This window comes from Pseudomonas sp. FSL L8-0168 (assembly GCF_037976155.1).
Taxonomy (GTDB): domain Bacteria; phylum Pseudomonadota; class Gammaproteobacteria; order Pseudomonadales; family Pseudomonadaceae; genus Aquipseudomonas; species Aquipseudomonas paracarnis.
The window spans coordinates 3,470,680-3,487,858 of the sequence record NZ_CP150262.1; the positions used below are offsets into that span (position 1 = coordinate 3,470,680).

Below are 17,179 nucleotides of genomic sequence, written 5' to 3' on the forward strand. Positions count from 1 at the left end.
GCCACCTAGAAAGGGAACAGCGGGCTGAGGAAGAAGCGGTCGAACCAGCCCGGCTGGCTCGCATCGGCAAACGAACCGGTGCCCGAGTAGGTAATGCGTGCATCGGCAATGCGCGTCGACGGCACGGTGTTGTCGGTGGAGATGTCATCGGCACGGACCATGCCGGCGATGCGCACCAACTCGTCGCCGGTGTTGAGGGTCATCCACTTTTCACCACGCACGGCAATGATGCCGTTGGGCAATACGTCGGCGACGGTCACGGTGATCGAACCGGTCAGGCTGTTGCCCTGCCCTGCCGCGCTCTTGCCGTTGGTGGCACGGTCGCCGCTGTAGCCGGCGTCCAGGCTCAGGTCACCACTGCCCAGCGGATTGTTGGTGTTCAGGCCGCCGCCGAACAGCGAGGTCAGGCCGATGCTGGTCTTGCTGTTCTTGCCTATCTGCGAGTTAGCGTTCTTGCTGGCCTGGGTCTTCTCATTCAGGGTAATGGTGATGATGTCACCGACCCGGAACGCCTTGCGGTCGCTGTACAGGTTCTGCTCGAAACCGGCCTGGTAGATCGAGCCATTGTTGGCCGCCGCCGGCAACGGTGTGCGTGGCAACACCGGCGCGTAGTACGGGTCATTGGGCTTTGGCGTGGGGGCGACACAGCCCGCAAGCACGGCGATCCCACTCAATGCCAACACACAAACATAGCGATTCATGACCCTAACCTCACGGTGTTGCAGGCACCCTCAAGGGCGCCCCATAGACTGATTACAGATTTTGCGTAACGAACGAAAGCATCTGGTCGGCGGTGGAAATCACCTTGGAGTTCATCTCGTAGGCGCGCTGGGTGGTGATCATGTTGACCATCTCCTCAACGGTACTGACGTTGGAGGTTTCCAGGGTGCTTTGCAGCGTGGTACCGAAGCCGTTCAAGCCAGGGGTGCCGATTTGCGGCGCGCCACTGGAGGCGGTTTCCAGGAACAGGTTGTTGCCCATCGCCTGCAGGCCGGCCGGGTTGATGAAGTCGGCGGTTTGCAGGTTGCCGATCACCTGGGACGCTGGGTTGCCAGCGACGGTGATGGACACGGTGCCGTCGTTGCCGACGGTGAAGGTCTTGGCGTCGGGCGGCACCACGACAGCAGGCTCCAGGGCGAAACCGTTGGCGGTCACGATCTGGCCGTTGGAGTCCAGGTGGAAGGTGCCGTCACGGGTGTAAGAAGTGGTGCCATCCGGTTGCAGCACCTGGAAAAAGCCGCGACCATTGATCGCCATGTCCAGGGGCTGGCCGGTTTGCTGCAGGTTACCGGCGCTGAAGTTTTTCTGGGTGCCGACGATCTGCACACCGGTACCCAGTTGCAGGCCCGACGGCAGTTCGCTGTCCTGGGTCGACTGGGCGCCCGGTTGCTTCTTGATCTGATAGAGCAAGTCCTGGAACTCGGCGCGGTCACGTTTGAAGCCCGTGGTCGACACGTTTGCCAGGTTGTTGGAAATGGTCGTCAGGTTGGTGTCCTGGGCGGACAGGCCTGTCTTGGCAACCCATAGAGCCGGAAGCATGCTGTTCTCCTTCGTGCGCCGGATGGTTGGCGCTGCGTTGCAAATTAGTTAATGGGCTTGGATCAGCTCATCTGCATGACGCGCGTCATGGCCTGGTCGTCTTCTTTAGCGCTGTTCATCATCTTGATATGCAGCTCGAACTGCTTGGCCAGCGCCAGCACCGCGGTCATTTCTTCCACGGCATTGACGTTGCTCGCCTGCAGGAAACCCGAGGTCAGCCGCACATTCGCGTCGGCCTGGGCCGGTTGGCCATCCTTGGTGTGGATGGTGCCGTCCAGGCCTTTGGTCATGTTCTTGAGGTCAGGCTGGACCATCTTGATACGGTCCACTTCCGCCATCACCCGCGGACCTTCGCCCATGGCACGGATGCTGATGGTGCCGTCCGAACCCACTTCGATTTTCTGCTGGGGCGGCACGGCAATCGGGCCACCGTTGCCCATGATCGGCATACCGTTGCCGGCCCGCAGCACGCCCAAGGCATCCACGTTCATGCTGGCGCTGCGCACGTAGGCTTCGCCGCCATCGGGGGTTTGCACCGCCATCCAGCCGTCGCCGCTGACGGCCACGTCGAGGTCGCGGCCGGTTTCGATCATCGCGCCCGGTGAAAAGTCGGTAGCCGGACGTTCGGTCATGGCAAACGCCCGCGCCGGAAAGCTGTCACCGAACACCGGCATCGAACGCGCCTGTTCCAGGTCGCGCTGAAAGCCGTTGGTGGAAATGTTCGCCAGATTGTTGGCATGGGCCTTCTGCGCCAGTGCATTCTGGCTGGCGCCGGTCATTGCCACATAAAGGTACTTGTCCACGCTCTATCCTCTTTCTGACGGACGCTTGCCGCCCACCGCTGTACTGAGGAGGCTTAAGCAATTTGCGAACCAACTTTTCAAAAGAGGCGAAAGTCCAGGCTGGGCGGGGGTTTCGTGGAGGTAGCTGAAAGAGGTGATGGGAGAAACAGTCGAAAAAACGGCGGACTACTGCCGCCTGCGGCAAACACCGGCCTTCAAACCGGTAGAGATCAAAGGGGGAGCGGGCTTGCCTGCGATCGTGCTGATTCAGTTGCAGATTAATTGACTGACCCGCCGCCATCGCGGGCAAGCCCGCTCCCACAGGGGATTGAGGCCGGGCGCTGATTGCGGGGGCAATACCCAACCAATGTGGGAGCTGGCTTGCCTGCGATAGTGTTAGTTCAGCGACAGAATCATTGACTGACCCGCCGCCTTCGCGGGCAAGCCCGCTCCCACAGGGGATTGAGGCCGGGCGCTGATTGCGGGGGCAATACCCAACCAATGTGGGAGCTGGCTTGCCTGCGATAGTGTTAGTTCAGCGACAGAATCATTGACTGACACGCCGCCTTCGCGGGCAAGCCCGCTCCCACAGGGGATTGAGGCCGGGCGCTGATTGCGGGGGCAATACCCAACCAATGTGGGAGCTGGCTTACCTGCGATAGCGTTAGTTCAGCGACAGAATCATTGACTGACACGCCGCCTTCGCGGGCAAGCCCACTCCCACAGGGGATTGAGGCCGGGCGCTGATTGCGTGGGCAACACCCAACCAATGTGGGAGCTGGCTTACCTGCGATAGCGTTAGTTCAGCGACAGAATCATTGACTGACACGCCGCCTTCGCGGGCAAGCCCACTCCCACAGGGGATTGAGGCCGGGCGCTGATTGCGTGGGCAACACCCAACCAATGTGGGAGCTGGCTTGCCTGCGATAGCGGTTGGGCAGGCACTGATATGCCAACTGACAATCCGCTATAGCAGGCAAGCCAGCTCCCACCGTTTTAACTGCGATCGGCCTTGAGCACTTCGTAATCACGCAGCTTGTTGGCAATGGTGGTGTGGGAAACTCCCAGGCGCTTGCCTAACTGGCGGCTGCTCGGGTGTTCGGCGTACAGGCTTTCCAACACCGCCTTCTCAAAGCGCCCGACGATATCCTCCAGGCTCCCCTCCAGGGAAAAATCACCCAGCGGCTGACGCACGCCGTAATCGGGCAAGCGAATATGCTCAACCTTGACCGTGCCGCCTTCGCACAACGACACCGCCTGGAACAGCACGTTTTCCAGTTGCCGCACGTTGCCTGGCCAGTGGTAGTGGCTGAGTTTGTCCATGGCCGCAGGGGCCAGCCTGGGCAGTGGGCAACCGATCTGCCGGCTGGCCTGGTCGAGAAAGTGCTCGACCAACGGCGCGAGGCCATCCAGGCATTCGCGCAACGGCGGGATATGCAACGACAGCACATTCAGCCGGTGATAAAGGTCCTGACGAAACTCACCCCGGGCGCAGAGTTCCGACAAATCTACCTGGGTCGCGCAGATCACCCGCACGTCCAGGTACACCTCTTCATCACTGCCCACCCGGCGAAAACAACCATCCTGCAAAAAGCGCAGCAGCTTGACCTGCAAGCGCGCGCTCATTTCTCCCACGCCGTCGAGAAACAAGGTACCGCCCGCCGTCAGCTCAAGCAGGCCCAATTTACCTTCCGCCCGCGCCCCTTCAAATGCGCCGGGACCATAGCCAAACAGTTCAGTCTCGGCCATCGACTCGGGCAACCCCGCGCAGTTGAGCGCCATCAACGGCGACTGCCCCCGCGGGCTGGCCAAGTGGCAGGCCCGGGCCAATAGCTCCTTGCCGGTGCCGGTTTCGCCTTCTATTAATAGCGGCGCATCCAGCGGCGCCATGCGCCGCGCTTCACGCACCACTGCGGCCATGACCTTGGAGCTTTGGAAGATGCTGTCGAAACCGCGCAGCTCTTGCTTGCGCACGTTATAGATACGCTCACCGACACGGTCGGCACGGTGCAGGGTGAGCACGGCGCCGGCCATGGCTTCGCTGTCGTCGTGCTCGGAGGATTGCAGCGGCGCGATATCCGCCAGAAATACGTCGCCCTTGACCTTGACCCGCAGGCCATTGATTCGCGACTTGCTGGCGCGCACCAGTTCCGGCAGGTCAAAATCCTCGGCATAACGCGACAGGGGAATCCCCGGCACTTCATCTACCCGCACGCCAAGCAACTGCGCCGCCGCCCGGTTGGCGGCCACGATGGAGCCGCCCATATCAATGGACAGCACCGGGAATTCCAGGGCACCGAGCAACGCATTGAGTTCCATATGCCGCCGCTCGCTGGGCATCAGCCCTACCCGCTTGACCCCGAACACTCCGGCAATCGCCTCGAACTGCGGGCGCAACGCCTGGAATTGCATGTTCACCAGGTTGGGGCAGAACAGGTAGATGGCATTGCCATGCTCACCGCCGACTTCGCCCTTGGCGACGTTGACGCCGTACTCCACCAGCAGGTTGAGGATGTCCCGCAGGATGCCGATGCGGTTCTGGCAGTGCACTTTGATACGCATGGAAAAACTCGAAAAAGAAGTAGGCGCCGCCTCTTTTTGTCGCTAGGCGCAGATAGTCGTCAAGATTATGTGACAGTACGGCAGCTATTCCCAGCCCATAGCTGCGAGAAGCGAGCCTATCGTAACGAATTCTTTACGAATATCGGTAATTTTTCCTACACGCATTGGCTAAAGGCTGATGGAATCCTGCGCCTATCCGGTTATCAATAGAGGCATCCCAGGACATAACAAGAACGAATGCCTAGCAGGAGAGCCGTATGAAGCAGACGCAGTACGTGGCCCGCGAGCCCGATGCGCAAGGTTTTATCCACTACCCGCCAGAAGAACACGCGGTGTGGAATACCCTGATCACTCGTCAGTTGAAGGTGATTGAGGGCCGCGCCTGCCAGGAATACCTGGACGGCATCGACAAGCTCGGCCTGCCCCTGGACCGCATCCCCCAACTGGGCGAGATCAACAAGGTGCTGGCCGACACCACCGGTTGGCAAGTCGCCCGCGTGCCGGCGCTGATTCCCTTCCAGACCTTCTTTGAATTGCTGGCCAGCAAGCAGTTTCCGGTGGCGACCTTTATCCGCACCCGTGAAGAACTGGACTACCTGCAAGAGCCGGATATTTTTCACGAGATCTTTGGCCACTGCCCGCTGCTAACCAACCCCTGGTTCGCTGAATTCACCCACACCTACGGCAAGCTCGGCCTGGCGGCCACCAAGGAGCAACGGGTGTACCTGGCGCGCCTGTACTGGATGACCATCGAGTTCGGCCTGGTGGACACGCCTCAGGGCCGGCGTATCTACGGTGGCGGCATTTTGTCGTCGCCTAAAGAAAGTGTGTATTGCCTGTCGGACGAGCCCGAGCACCAGGCCTTCGACCCGCTGGAAGCGATGCGCACCCCCTATCGCATCGACATCCTGCAACCGCTGTACTTCGTCTTGCCCGAGCTCAAGCGCCTGTTCGACGTGGCGCAGGAAGACATCATGGGCATGGTCGAGCGCGGCATGCAGTTGGGTCTGCACGCACCGAAATTTCCGCCCAAACCCAAAGCCGCGTGAACCTCACGTTTTAAGGCCAGGTGAGTCTGTTCCCTGGCCCCGCGTTGCTTTAGGGTAACGCCACTGACCTTCAATCATTCGAATTCAGGACACCTTCCATGACCACCTTGAACCAAGCCCACTGCGAAGCCTGCCGCGCCGATGCCCCGCAAGTCAGCGATGAAGAACTGCCGGTGCTGATCAAGCAGATCCCTGACTGGAACATCGAAGTGCGCGACGGCGTGATGCAGTTGGAAAAGGTTTTCCTGTTCAAGAACTTCAAATTCGCCCTGGCTTTCACCAACGCCATGGGTGAAATTTCCGAAGCCGAAGGCCATCACCCTGGCCTGCTCACCGAGTGGGGCAAAGTCACCGTGACCTGGTGGAGCCACTCCATCAAGGGCCTGCACCGCAACGACTTCATCATGGCCGCGCGCACCGACGAAGTGGCCAAGACTGCCGAGGGCCGCAAGTAATGCATTTCGATGCCATCGACCGCGTGCCCGGCGACCCGATTCTCGGGTTGATGGACCTGTATACCCAGGACGCCAACCCGAACAAGTTCGACCTGGGCGTAGGTGTCTATAAGGACGAGCAAGGCCTGACGCCGATTCCCCACTCGGTGAAGCTGGCGGAACAGCGCCTGGTCGACACCCAAGTGACCAAGACCTATATCGGTGGGCATGGCGATGCAGCGTTCGGCAGCCTGATCAGCCAACTGGTGCTCGGCGCCGACTCGGCCTTGCTGCGTGACCGCCGCGCTGGCGCCACGCAAACCCCAGGCGGCACCGGCGCCCTGCGCTTGAGTGCCGACTTTATCGCCCACAGCCTGCCGGGCCGTGGCGTGTGGCTGAGCAACCCGACCTGGCCGATCCACGAAACCATTTTTGCCAAAGCCGGGCTCAAGGTCAGTCATTACCCTTACGTGGGCAGCGACAACCGCCTGGATGTGACGGCAATGCTGGCAACCCTGTCCAGCGTGCCCAAGGGCGACGTGGTATTGCTGCACGCGTGCTGCCATAACCCGACCGGCTTTGATCTGTCCCAGGATGACTGGCGCCAGGTCTTGCAGATCGTGCGTGAACGCCAGTTGCTGCCGCTGATCGACTTCGCCTACCAGGGCTTTGGCGATGGCCTGGAACAGGATGCCTGGGCGGTGCGCCTGTTTGCCGCCGAGCTGCCGGAAGTGCTGATCACCAGCTCCTGCTCGAAGAACTTCGGCCTGTATCGCGACCGCGTGGGTGCATTGATCGTCTGTGCGGCGGATGCCGAAAAGCTCACCGATGTACGCAGCCAACTGGCGAATATCGCTCGCAACCTGTGGTCGACACCGCCGGATCATGGCGCCGCCGTGGTGGCGACCATCCTCGGTGATGCACAGCTGAAAAAGCAGTGGAGCGAGGAAGTCGAGGCCATGCGTTCGCGGATCGCCCATCTGCGCGCAGGATTGGTGGAAGCGCTTGCGCCCCATGGCCTGGCCGAGAAATTCGCACATATCGGCACGCAGCGTGGGATGTTTTCCTATACCGGCTTGAGTGCCGAGCAGGTCAAGCAACTGCGCGAAAAGCACAGTGTGTATATGGTCAGTTCGGGGCGGGCTAACGTGGCCGGTGTTGATGCAACGCGCTTGACGTTGCTGGCTCAAGCCATCGCCGACGTTTCCAACTGAAGCAACAGGATTACGTGTGGGAGCTGGCTTGCCTGCGATGGCGGTGGTTCAGTTGCAGATTAATTGCCTGGCCCGCCGCCATCGCGGGCAAGCCCGCTCCCACATTTGAATCGTGGGGTGTCAGGTAGATCAGCGTCGGCTGTCAGGCCGTCACGGGAGCAAGCTCCCTCGCCACAGGTTCAGCCAGCGACCATTTCGGCCTTTAGCAGTGCCTCTTTGGCCTGCGCATCCGCCAACCGATACAACTCGATATGCCCATCCCAGTGCTCGATCAAGGCCGTGCACGACTCCACCCAATCCCCGCAGTTGAGGTAATCCACCTCGCCCACCTTGCGAATCTCGGCATGGTGAATATGCCCGCACACCACCCCGTGCAATTCCCGCTTGGTCACCTCGTGGGCAATCGCCTCTTCGAAATCGCTGATAAAACTCACTGCCGTCTTGACCTTGTGTTTCAGGTACGCCGACAGCGACCAATAACCGTAGCCATACCGCGCACGCCAGTGGTTCAGCCAGCGGTTCAGCGTCAGGGTGAATTCGTAGGCCGAGTCGCCGAGAAAGGCGAGCCAGCGGTGATAGCGCGTGATCACATCAAACTGGTCGCCATGAATCACCAGCAAGTGGCGGCCATCGGCGGTGACGTGTACAGCCTCATCGACCAATTGGATATTGCCCAGGATCAGCTTGGAATAGCGACGCAGGAACTCGTCATGGTTGCCGGTGACATAGATCACCTCGGTGCCACGTTTGGCCATGGTCAGCAAGCGGCGGATCACGTTGGTGTGAGCCTGGGGCCAATACATGCCACCGCGCAGTTTCCAACCGTCGATGATGTCACCGACCAGGTAGACCTTGTCGGCATGGTAGCCCTTGAGAAAGTGCGACAGGTGTTCGGCCTGGCAATCCCGAGTGCCCAGGTGCACGTCGGAAATCCACAGGGTTCGCACCCGTTGCTTGCGGCTGGGCTTGGTGAACTCGGCACGGGTCATGGGCATCCCTCGACGCTGTTTTGGCGAGCTTGCGCCTTGGCGATTAATAGTCCATGACAAGCGTGCGTCAGTCTGATGACAGCGCCCGTCGCTCGCCAAGCGTTGTAGACTGACAGCTTGCCGCCCTGGAGACCGCGATGAGCCCGACCCTCACGCTACGCCACTACCTCGAAGCGCCCATTGCCCACAGCCATGACCATGCGCAGTTGGTGTTCGGCCTGTCCGGGCACCTGGACCTGGAAGTCGATGGCCGTGGCAGCCAGGTGCGCGAAAGCAGCGTGATGGTGCTGCCCTTCTCCACCCATCATGCCTGTATCAGCCGCGATGGCAGCCGCTGCCTGGTGCTGGATGTGCCGACTGAGCACTGGGTGGTGCAATCCTTGGGCGAACATGCCGACGCCAGCCGCCGCTTGCTCGACCAACCCGCGCGCCTCGCGTTGGATGCCCGGCAACACCAGTTGGTGCAGTGGCTGGCACAGAGCCCGGTGCACGACCCACTGATCGTCCAGCAAGGCGCCGTGTTGTTACTGGCCAGCCTCAACCACCCTCAGGCCCAACCGCTGCCTGGCCGGCGTCTGCCTTATGCCGCGTTCAATAGCCATATCGAGCGCCATGCGGCGCGTCCGCTCCAGGTGGCCGACCTGGCACGGATTGCCGATTTGTCCGTGCCGCGCCTGCATGCACGGTTTATGGCGGAGTGCGGGCAAACGCCGATGGACTATCTACGCAGTCGTCGCTTGCACATGGCGCTCAGGCTTTTACGCGAAACCTCCCTGCCCATCGGCGAGATTGCCGAGCGCGTCGGTTACGCCTCGCAAAGTGCATTTTGCGCGGCCATGCTTCGGGCGTTTGGCGCCTCGCCCGGTGCATTGCGTCGAGCGGGCTAGCAAGAGTCTTGCGCTAAAAATCACCCCACCCGCGACAGACGCCCATTCTCCAACCCTCTAGACTGCGAGGCTGTCACCCCCTGTTGGATCAAGGATCGCAATGACTCCCCGCTCAGCCCTTGGCGCCCTGCATATCGGCGCATTGATGTTTGGCCTCACCGGCGTGTTCGGCAAGCTGGCGGCGGCCTCCCCCGCCATCATCGTATTTGGCCGGGCGGCGTTTGCCGTGCTGGCACTGGCGGTCTTTGCGCGCTTTGCCAGCAACGCTCCCTGGAAAAAACTGGAGATGCGTGACTGGCGCCGGCTGCTGGTCAGCGGCGTGTTGTTGGCTGCCCATTGGGTGACGTTCTTTATCGCCGTCAAAGTCGCGGGTGTGGCTGTGGCGACCCTGGGGTTCACCGCCTTTCCGGCCTTTACGGTGATCCTTGAGGGGCTGATTTTCCGCGAGCGTATTCGGGCCAATGAAGTGCTGCTGGTGGTGCTGGTCACCGTTGGCCTGGTGCTTGTGACCCCGGATTTCAATCTCGCCAGCGAAGCCACGGGCGGCCTGCTATGGGGCATCGTCTCGGGCCTGTTGTTCTCGTTGTTGTCGCTGAACAATCGCGCCAGTTCCGGGCGCATTCCTGCGGTACAGGCCGCGCTGTGCCAGAACGTCGTGGTCGCCGCGCTCCTGCTGCCCGTGGCCGCGCCGGGGTTGGCGGATGTGCGAGGGATAGATTGGCTGTGGATCGGGCTGCTGGGGGTGTTTTGTACCGGCCTGGCCCACAGCCTGTTTGTCGCCAGCCTTGCGGTGATCAAGGCGCGCACCGCGTCGGTGGTGTTTGCGATGGAACCGGTCTACGGCATCACCGTGGCCTGGCTGTTGTTTGCCGAAACCCCGACCCTGCGCATGCTGCTGGGCGGCGCCTTGATCATCGTCGCCATCGTGCTCTCCGGCCTGATGGGCAGCGCCAGCCAGGCCAAGCAACCGGCGCCGGCCTGACTTCAGACGGTACGGTCGTTATGCCCGAGGTCGCGCTGCGGGTCGATCTGGTCGCGCACTCGCTGCTTGAGCACCTTGGCCTCGGGAAAACCGCCATCGGCCTTGCGCTCCCAAATCTGCACGCCATCGCAGGTAATGCGAAAGGCCCCGCCGGTGGCTGGTTCCAGTGCCACGCGCCCCAAGTCATCGGCAAAGGTGCTGAGTAGCTCCTGGGCCAGCCACGCGGCGCGCAGCAACCACTGGCACTGGGTGCAATAGGTGATCACGATCTCGGGTTTGCATGCAGACATCATTAAGCGGCTCCTGGCGTAACAGGCTCAGCGAATCGGGTGGCTATAATAGCGGCCTTTGTCGCCCAGCCACGAGATTGATGATGCGCCGCCTGCTGTCTTGCCTGTTCCTGTGCCTTGTCCCCCTACTTGCCGACGCGGTAGAAGCCCCCCGCCCGAAAATCGGCCTGGTGCTGTCCGGCGGCGCTGCCCGTGGCCTGGCGCATATCGGCGTGCTCAAGGCGCTTGAAGAGCAAGGTATTCATATCGATGCGATTGCCGGCACCAGTATGGGCGCGGTGATTGGCGGGTTGTATGCGTCGGGCTACAAAATTGACGAGCTGGAGAAGTTGGCGCTGGGGATCGACTGGCAGCAGGCCCTGTCCGACGCGCCACCGCGTGAAGATGTACCGTTTCGGCGCAAACAGGACGACCGGGATTTCCTGGTCAAACAAAAACTCAGTTTTCGCGACGATGGCAGCCTCGGCCTGCCGCTGGGCGTGATCCAGGGCCAGAACCTGGCGTTGCTGCTGGAAAGCATGTTCGCCCACAGCAGCAACACGCGTAATTTCGACAAGCTGCCGATCCCCTTTCGCGCCGTGGCTACCGACATCACCACCGGCGAAAAAGTAGTCTTCAGCAAAGGCCACCTGCCCCAGGTGATACGCGCCAGCATGTCGATTCCCGCGGTGTTCGCCCCGGTGGAGCTGGATGGCCGCCTGCTGGTGGACGGCGGTATGACCGACAACATCCCGTTGGATGTGGCGCGGGAGATGGGCGTCGATATTGCTATCGTGGTCGACATCGGCACCCCGCTGCGCTCGCGCAAACAACTGGCCACCGTGGTGGACGTGCTCAACCAGTCCATCACCCTGATGACCCGGCGTAACTCCGAGGAACAACTCAAGGCCCTGAACCCCAAGGACGTGTTGATCCAACCGCCGCTGGCCGCTTATGGCGTCACCGACTTTGGCCGCGCCAAGGACATGATCGATGCCGGCTACCGCGCCACCCGTGCCCTCGACGTACGCCTGGCACACCTGCGCCCTGCCGAACCCATCGACGCCGACCTGATAGCCGCCCGCACACCGGGCGAACGCACCCCGGTAATCACCGCAATCCAGGTGGAGAACGACTCCAAGGTCAGTGATGACGTCATCCGCTATTACATTCGCCAGGGGCTGGGAGAACCGTTGAACCTGGGCCGCCTGCAATCAGACATGGGCACCCTGTACGGCCTCGATTACTTCGAGCAGGTGCAATACCGCGTGGTAAAAAAAGGCCAGGACAACACCCTGGTGATCAGCGCACGCGGCAAGCGCAGCGGCACCGACTACCTGCGCCTGGGCTTGAACCTCTCGGACGACATGCGCGGCGACAGCGCCTTCAACCTCGGCGCCAGTTACCGCGTGAACGGCATCAACCGCCTCGGCGCGGAATGGCTCACACGGGTGCAGATCGGTGATCGGCAGGAGCTCTACAGCGAGTTCTACCAACCCATGGACACCGGCTCACGTTACTTTGTGGCCCCCTACATCAGGGCCGAGGCGCAGAACGTCGAGCTGATCCTGGATAACGACCCCATCTCCGAATACCGCCTGGAACGCTATGGCTTCGGTTTGAACGTGGGCCGGCAGATCGGCAACAGCGGCGAGATCCGCTTTGGCGTGGGCGAAGCCTGGGGCAAGGCGGACGTGCGCATTGGCGACCGCGATCTGCCAAGCGTGAGCTTCAGCGAAGGCTTCTATGAACTCAAATATTCCTTCGACTCCCTGGACAACGTGTACTTCCCCCACAGCGGCGAAGACATCGGCCTGGCCTTTCGCGAGTTCGAACCTGGCCTGGGCTCGGACCAGCGCTACCGCCAGTGGGAATTCAAGCTGGACAAGGCCATGAGCCACGGCCCGGACACCCTGATACTGGGCGGCCGCTATGGGCGCACCCTGGACGATTCGGATGTGGTGATTTCCAGCTTCCTGCTAGGAGGCGCACGGCAATTATCAGGCTTCCGCCAGGATGCGATTTCGGGGCAGAACATCAGCCTGATGCGCGCGGTGTACTACCGCAGGCTCACCCCGCGCTCTTACCTGCCACTGGACTTCCCGTTGTACCTAGGTGCATCCCTGGAACGGGGTCGGGCGTGGAACAACGATAACGAGTTCGACAGCGGCTATATCAACGCTGCAAGTATTTTTCTGGGGTTTGATACACCCTTGGGGCCGCTGAATTTCAGCTATGGGTTCAATGATGATAATCAGAAGGCGGTGTACTTGAACCTGGGCCAGACGTTCTAAGAAGCCGAACACTAAACCCAATGTGGGAGCTGGCTTGCCTGCGATAGCGGTGCGTCAGCCAGCTAATCCCTTGACTGAATGTCCGTCATCGCAGGCAAGCCAGCTCCCACACTATTTAGATCAGGACTTTTCCAGGTTCGCCAGGATGTGCTCATGCACCCGCATGCACACCCGCAGGTCTTCCTCATTCACGCCCACGAACAACTCATGGCGCAACGCCGTGGCGATGGTTTCGATCTGGTCGATCAGCGGTTGGGCGGTATCGCACAGCAGGATACGTTTGGCGCGGCGGTCTTCCACCACGGCTTGGCGTTGCACCAGGCCCTGGCCTTCCAGGCTATCGAGCAGACGGGCCAGGGTGGGCCCTTCCACGCCGACACTTTGGGCCAATTCACGCTGGGTGGGTGCTTCGACAAAACGGGCCAGGTGCAACAGCACCAGCCAGCGCGCCTGGGACAAGCCCAGCCCCGCCAGCCGGCGATCCAGTTCGGCGCGCCAACCTCGGGACATTTGCGCCAACTGCATGCCAAAACGGTGTTGATCGGTTAACGGCATAAAAAACTCATGTTTAAGACTGAAAATAAAGTATGGCTAATTATTAGTCAGCTAAGCATGAGCCCTGTCAGTAGGCAAGGCCCGCTATGTACTGATTCGTTACATTGTCGTAATTGGCACACTAAATTTCGAATTCCGACTGCAAAGCAGCACGCACGCAGTACAAAACGCCTTCCGGAACACGCCCGGTAAATAACGGCGCAATCTCCGTGACAGCTGGCAATTCGCCTTCTCCATCGAGAAAAGCGTCCTGGATTTCACCGAGCAAATCTTCAGGCAAATCAAGGGCCTGCTCCAGGGACAATTGCTGCTTGCCGATGGCTTCGGCGAGCAAGGTGTATACGTTTTTTTCCGAGCATTGCAGCTGGCCGGCGATCTGGATCGGGGTCATGCCGGCGCGGGCCAGGCTGATCAGTTCGTGGCGAATATCGGCGATTTCCTTCGGCGCTTCGGCCTGGCCGCCGAGCACTTCCAGGAAGGCCTGGCCGTAGCGTTCCAGTTTACGCGCGCCCACACCGCTGACCCGGGCCATCTCGGCCATGGTGGTGGGCTGCTCGCGGAGCATCTCCAGCAAGGTGGAGTCGGGAAAGATAACGTAGGGTGGCACGCTGTGCTCCTGCGCCAGTTTGCGCCGCAGGGTGCGCAAGGCTTCCCACTGTTCGCGTTCTTCACCCCGCACCAGTTGGCTGGCCTGGCTAGTACTGCTGCTTTTGGCGGTGGTCTGCGGCTTGAGGTCACGGCGCAGTTCCAGGCTCACTTCGCCCTTGAGCAAGGGCCGGCAACTGTCATTCAGGCGCAGCCCGCCGTAGCCTTCGATATCGATGTCGACCAGCCCACGGGCAACCATCTGGCGAAACAGCGAACGCCACTCACCTTCGGCGCGAGCTTTGCCGACACCGTACACCGAGAGTTTCTCGTGGCCGAAGCTGCGGATTTTTTCGTTGTCCTTGCCCAGCAGTACGTCCACCAGATGGCCCACACCATAACGCTGGCCGGTGCGATAGATCGTCGACAACGCCTGGCGCGCCGGCTCGGTGGCGTCCCAGGTTTGTACGCCGTCGATGCAGTTATCGCAGTGGCCGCAGGGTTCAGGCATGTCTTCGTCGAAATACGCCAGCAGGGTCTGGCGGCGGCAGCGGGTCTCTTCGCACAATGAGAGCATGGCATCGAGCTTGTGCTGTTCCAGGCGTTTGTGGCGCTCGTCGCCCTCGGAGTTCTGCAGCATCTGCTTGAGCATCACCACGTCTTGCAGTCCGTAGACCATCCAGGCATCCGCCGGCAGGCCATCGCGGCCGGCACGCCCGGTTTCCTGGTAATAGGCCTCAAGGGACTTGGGCAGGTCCATGTGCGCCACGAAACGCACGTTGGATTTGTCGATGCCCATGCCAAAGGCGATGGTTGCCACCATGATCAGGCCTTCCTCGTTCAGGAAGCGTTTCTGGTGCGCTGATCGCGTTTCATTGGGCAGGCCGGCATGGTAAGGCAGTGCCGGGTAGCCTTGCTCACAGAGGAACGCCGCGACCTCGTCGACTTTCTTGCGCGATAGGCAGTACACGATGCCCGCGTCACTGCGCCGCTCGGACAGGAACGCCAGCAACTGCTTGCGTGGCTGCTCCTTGGGCACGATGCGGTAGAAAATATTGGGCCGGTCAAAACTCGACAGGAAGCGCTCGGCGTTCTGCAAATGCAGGCGCTCGACGATCTCTTCGCGGGTCCGCTTGTCGGCGGTGGCGGTCAGCGCGATACGCGGCACATCGGGAAACAGTTCGGCCAATTGGCCAAGCTGCAGGTATTCGCGACGGAAATCGTGACCCCATTGCGACACACAGTGGGCTTCGTCAATGGCGAACAGGGCGATTTCCAGGCTCTGCAAAAAAGCCAGCATGCGTGGCTGCACCAGGCGCTCCGGCGCCAGGTAGAGCATTTTCACCTCGCCACGCTTGATGCGTGCGGCCAGGTCGCGCTGCTGCTCGGCGCTGAGGGTGGAGTTCAACGACGCGGCGGCGACACCGAGTTCTTCAAGGGTGGCGACCTGATCGTCCATCAACGCAATCAGCGGCGACACCACCACGGCCAGGCCATTGCGCAACAGCGCCGGCACCTGGAAGCACAGCGACTTGCCGCCACCGGTAGGCATCAGTACCAGGGCATCGCCGCCACTGGCCACGCGCTCAATGATCGCACCCTGGCGGCCACGAAAACTGTCGTAGCCGAAGATGTCCTTGAGGACGCGTTGAGCCTGCTCGAGCATGTAAAACTCCAAAATGGTGCCGAAATCCCTCTATACAGGCTGGCCGAAAAAATCCCCGTTCACGAAAAATAATCCGTAAGCGAAGTTTTCCCGGATTGGCGCTGGGCCTGTAGGGGCATCACAAAACGCGGCAGTATACCCGAGCGTTATCCACCAAAGGGCGCGACTGACGAATAGACGCACCAGGCTAAAACCGGGCAAATATGCCGTGCGGCTGGCCTGGGCGCTCAAGAAAGCCTAGAATTCAGCATCGTTTATTCCCAAGGTAGCCCTTCAATGTCCTTCGCTGAGCAACTAACCCGCCTGCAAGCCTTCCTCGACGCCGATGAGCTGCATGACGAGGCGCTGGACTACGTGGCCGCCCACGGCTACCTGACCGCCCTGTCGATCTGCTCCGACCCCGTCCCGGACCGTGAATGGATCGACGCGCTGTTCGCTGAAGAGCCTCACTACAGCGACGACGCCCAGCGCGCAGAAATCGAATCCACCCTGATCGCCCTCAAGGCCCACATCGCCCGCCAACTGGCCTCCGACGAAGAGTTCGAGCTGCCGTGCGAGCTGGACCTGGGCGACGACCCTGATGACTCCGACCTGCGCGGCTGGTGCATCGGCTTCATGGAAGGCGTGTTCCTGCGCGAAGCCGCCTGGTTCGAAACCGCCGAAGAAGAAGTCAGCGAAATGCTGCTGCCGATCATGGTCGGTTCGGGTCTGTTCGAAGAGGAAGCAGAGTTCTCCGACATCGCCGCCGACGCCAACCTGATGGACGACATGATCGTGCAGATCCCGGAAGCCCTCACCGCGCTGTACCTGCTGTGCAACGCGCCTGACGAAAAACCGGCGATCCTCAAGCCACGTCACCACTGAGTGGCTTGCCCGTGGCACCCATGGGCAACCGTCCACTGCTCCTGCGCTACGCGCTGCTGGCCATCGGCTGGCTAAGCGTAGCGCTGGGAGTCATCGGCATTTTCCTACCTGTGCTGCCGACCACGCCCTTCCTGTTACTCGCCGCCGCCTGTTTCGCTCGCAGCTCCCCGCGCTTCTACCACTGGCTGGTGGAACACCCGCGCCTGGGGCCCTGGGTGCGCGATTACCTGGACGGCAATGGCATCCCGCTCAAAGGCAAGGTCTACGCCATTGGCTTGATGTGGTTGAGCATCTCGATTTCCTGCTACCTGGTGCCGCTGCCATGGGCACGGGGCTTTATGCTGACCAGTGCGGTGCTGGTGACGATCTACATCCTGCGCCAGAAAACCCTGCCGCCACGCTGAGCGCCACCTGCGACATTCGATCCCACACGACCTTGGTCGACACTGACTAACACCAGGCATCATGCGAGACTGTCCAACCGGGCCTGGAATGCCCGGGTGTTCTT

General features: G+C 61.1%; 16 protein-coding genes. 8 read left to right on the top strand and 8 right to left on the bottom strand.

What is annotated here, in order from left to right; genetic code table 11:
* Positions 1-5: 5 nt before the first annotated feature.
* The 4 genes from flgH to MHH62_RS15790 form a co-directional block, all read right to left on the bottom strand.
* A complete protein-coding gene (gene flgH, locus MHH62_RS15775) occupies positions 6-701 on the bottom strand; it encodes a flagellar basal body L-ring protein FlgH (protein ID WP_014719364.1) in 696 nt (231 codons plus the stop codon).
* Between the two features lie 52 nt (positions 702-753).
* A complete protein-coding gene (gene flgG / locus MHH62_RS15780; RefSeq protein WP_003192986.1) occupies positions 754-1,539 on the bottom strand; it encodes a flagellar basal-body rod protein FlgG in 786 nt (261 codons plus the stop codon).
* A gap of 62 nt (positions 1,540-1,601) precedes the next feature.
* Positions 1,602-2,342, bottom strand: coding sequence for a flagellar basal body rod protein FlgF (locus MHH62_RS15785; protein ID WP_003192988.1), 741 nt, complete (start codon positions 2,340-2,342; stop codon positions 1,602-1,604).
* Positions 2,343-3,317: 975 nt separating this feature from the next.
* Entirely contained in the window at positions 3,318-4,883 is a 1,566-nt protein-coding gene (locus MHH62_RS15790; RefSeq protein WP_032903136.1) for a sigma-54-dependent phenylalanine hydroxylase transcriptional regulator PhhR, read from the bottom strand.
* A 257-nt stretch (positions 4,884-5,140) separates the two neighbouring features.
* On the opposite strand from MHH62_RS15790, the gene phhA reads away from it, so the two are divergent.
* From phhA to MHH62_RS15805, 3 genes are all read left to right on the top strand, one after another.
* Positions 5,141-5,932, top strand: a complete 792-nt coding sequence (gene phhA, locus MHH62_RS15795) for a phenylalanine 4-monooxygenase (protein WP_014719366.1) — start codon at positions 5,141-5,143, stop codon at positions 5,930-5,932.
* 98 nt (positions 5,933-6,030) lie between these two features.
* Positions 6,031-6,387 (top strand): 4a-hydroxytetrahydrobiopterin dehydratase, encoded by a 357-nt coding sequence (locus tag MHH62_RS15800; protein WP_003192995.1) that lies wholly within the window; start codon positions 6,031-6,033, stop codon positions 6,385-6,387.
* On the top strand, positions 6,387-7,580 hold the full coding sequence (locus tag MHH62_RS15805) for an amino acid aminotransferase (RefSeq protein ID WP_019818405.1): 1,194 nt from the start codon (positions 6,387-6,389) through the stop codon (positions 7,578-7,580). Before MHH62_RS15800 ends, MHH62_RS15805 begins: the two co-directional genes overlap by 1 nt.
* A gap of 179 nt (positions 7,581-7,759) precedes the next feature.
* Here the strand turns inward: MHH62_RS15805 and MHH62_RS15810 are convergent, their stop codons facing one another.
* Positions 7,760-8,569 (bottom strand): UDP-2,3-diacylglucosamine diphosphatase, encoded by an 810-nt coding sequence (locus tag MHH62_RS15810; protein ID WP_014719368.1) that lies wholly within the window; start codon positions 8,567-8,569, stop codon positions 7,760-7,762.
* A gap of 137 nt (positions 8,570-8,706) precedes the next feature.
* On the opposite strand from MHH62_RS15810, the gene MHH62_RS15815 reads away from it, so the two are divergent.
* A complete protein-coding gene (locus MHH62_RS15815) occupies positions 8,707-9,456 on the top strand; it encodes an AraC family transcriptional regulator (RefSeq protein WP_103452155.1) in 750 nt (249 codons plus the stop codon).
* 100 nt (positions 9,457-9,556) lie between these two features.
* Complete coding sequence (locus MHH62_RS15820; RefSeq protein ID WP_034126769.1) at positions 9,557-10,438, top strand: DMT family transporter; 882 nt, start codon at positions 9,557-9,559, stop codon at positions 10,436-10,438.
* A 2-nt stretch (positions 10,439-10,440) separates the two neighbouring features.
* Here the strand turns inward: MHH62_RS15820 and MHH62_RS15825 are convergent, their stop codons facing one another.
* Entirely contained in the window at positions 10,441-10,728 is a 288-nt protein-coding gene (locus tag MHH62_RS15825) for a SelT/SelW/SelH family protein (RefSeq protein ID WP_014719371.1), read from the bottom strand.
* Between the two features lie 83 nt (positions 10,729-10,811).
* Between MHH62_RS15825 and MHH62_RS15830 the strand changes: the two genes are divergently transcribed.
* The gene (locus tag MHH62_RS15830; RefSeq protein ID WP_032903134.1) at positions 10,812-13,001 is read left to right on the top strand and encodes a patatin-like phospholipase family protein; all 2,190 of its coding nucleotides are present in this window, start codon (positions 10,812-10,814) and stop codon (positions 12,999-13,001) included.
* 120 nt (positions 13,002-13,121) lie between these two features.
* Here the strand turns inward: MHH62_RS15830 and MHH62_RS15835 are convergent, their stop codons facing one another.
* Together MHH62_RS15835 and recQ are read right to left on the bottom strand one after the other, a co-directional pair.
* Positions 13,122-13,556, bottom strand: coding sequence for a MarR family transcriptional regulator (locus MHH62_RS15835; protein WP_003193007.1), 435 nt, complete (start codon positions 13,554-13,556; stop codon positions 13,122-13,124).
* Between the two features lie 121 nt (positions 13,557-13,677).
* On the bottom strand, positions 13,678-15,807 hold the full coding sequence (gene recQ / locus MHH62_RS15840; RefSeq protein ID WP_014719373.1) for a DNA helicase RecQ: 2,130 nt from the start codon (positions 15,805-15,807) through the stop codon (positions 13,678-13,680).
* 276 nt (positions 15,808-16,083) lie between these two features.
* On the opposite strand from recQ, the gene MHH62_RS15845 reads away from it, so the two are divergent.
* The gene (locus MHH62_RS15845) at positions 16,084-16,671 is read left to right on the top strand and encodes a YecA family protein (protein WP_019818413.1); all 588 of its coding nucleotides are present in this window, start codon (positions 16,084-16,086) and stop codon (positions 16,669-16,671) included.
* A 20-nt stretch (positions 16,672-16,691) separates the two neighbouring features.
* Positions 16,692-17,075 (top strand): YbaN family protein, encoded by a 384-nt coding sequence (locus tag MHH62_RS15850; RefSeq protein ID WP_019818414.1) that lies wholly within the window; start codon positions 16,692-16,694, stop codon positions 17,073-17,075.
* Positions 17,076-17,179 lie beyond the last annotated feature (104 nt).

Coding starts and splice junctions, on each gene's coding strand:
- flgH (WP_014719364.1), bottom strand. CDS start 701: ATGAATCGCTATGTTTGTGTGTTGGCATTGAGTGGGATCGCCGTGCTT.
- flgG (WP_003192986.1), bottom strand. CDS start 1,539: ATGCTTCCGGCTCTATGGGTTGCCAAGACAGGCCTGTCCGCCCAGGAC.
- MHH62_RS15790 (WP_032903136.1), bottom strand. CDS start 4,883: ATGCGTATCAAAGTGCACTGCCAGAACCGCATCGGCATCCTGCGGGAC.
- phhA (WP_014719366.1), top strand. CDS start 5,141: ATGAAGCAGACGCAGTACGTGGCCCGCGAGCCCGATGCGCAAGGTTTT.
- MHH62_RS15800 (WP_003192995.1), top strand. CDS start 6,031: ATGACCACCTTGAACCAAGCCCACTGCGAAGCCTGCCGCGCCGATGCC.
- MHH62_RS15805 (WP_019818405.1), top strand. CDS start 6,387: ATGCATTTCGATGCCATCGACCGCGTGCCCGGCGACCCGATTCTCGGG.
- MHH62_RS15810 (WP_014719368.1), bottom strand. CDS start 8,569: ATGACCCGTGCCGAGTTCACCAAGCCCAGCCGCAAGCAACGGGTGCGA.
- MHH62_RS15815 (WP_103452155.1), top strand. CDS start 8,707: ATGAGCCCGACCCTCACGCTACGCCACTACCTCGAAGCGCCCATTGCC.
- MHH62_RS15820 (WP_034126769.1), top strand. CDS start 9,557: ATGACTCCCCGCTCAGCCCTTGGCGCCCTGCATATCGGCGCATTGATG.
- MHH62_RS15825 (WP_014719371.1), bottom strand. CDS start 10,728: ATGTCTGCATGCAAACCCGAGATCGTGATCACCTATTGCACCCAGTGC.
- MHH62_RS15830 (WP_032903134.1), top strand. CDS start 10,812: ATGCGCCGCCTGCTGTCTTGCCTGTTCCTGTGCCTTGTCCCCCTACTT.
- MHH62_RS15835 (WP_003193007.1), bottom strand. CDS start 13,556: ATGCCGTTAACCGATCAACACCGTTTTGGCATGCAGTTGGCGCAAATG.
- recQ (WP_014719373.1), bottom strand. CDS start 15,807: ATGCTCGAGCAGGCTCAACGCGTCCTCAAGGACATCTTCGGCTACGAC.
- MHH62_RS15845 (WP_019818413.1), top strand. CDS start 16,084: ATGTCCTTCGCTGAGCAACTAACCCGCCTGCAAGCCTTCCTCGACGCC.
- MHH62_RS15850 (WP_019818414.1), top strand. CDS start 16,692: ATGGGCAACCGTCCACTGCTCCTGCGCTACGCGCTGCTGGCCATCGGC.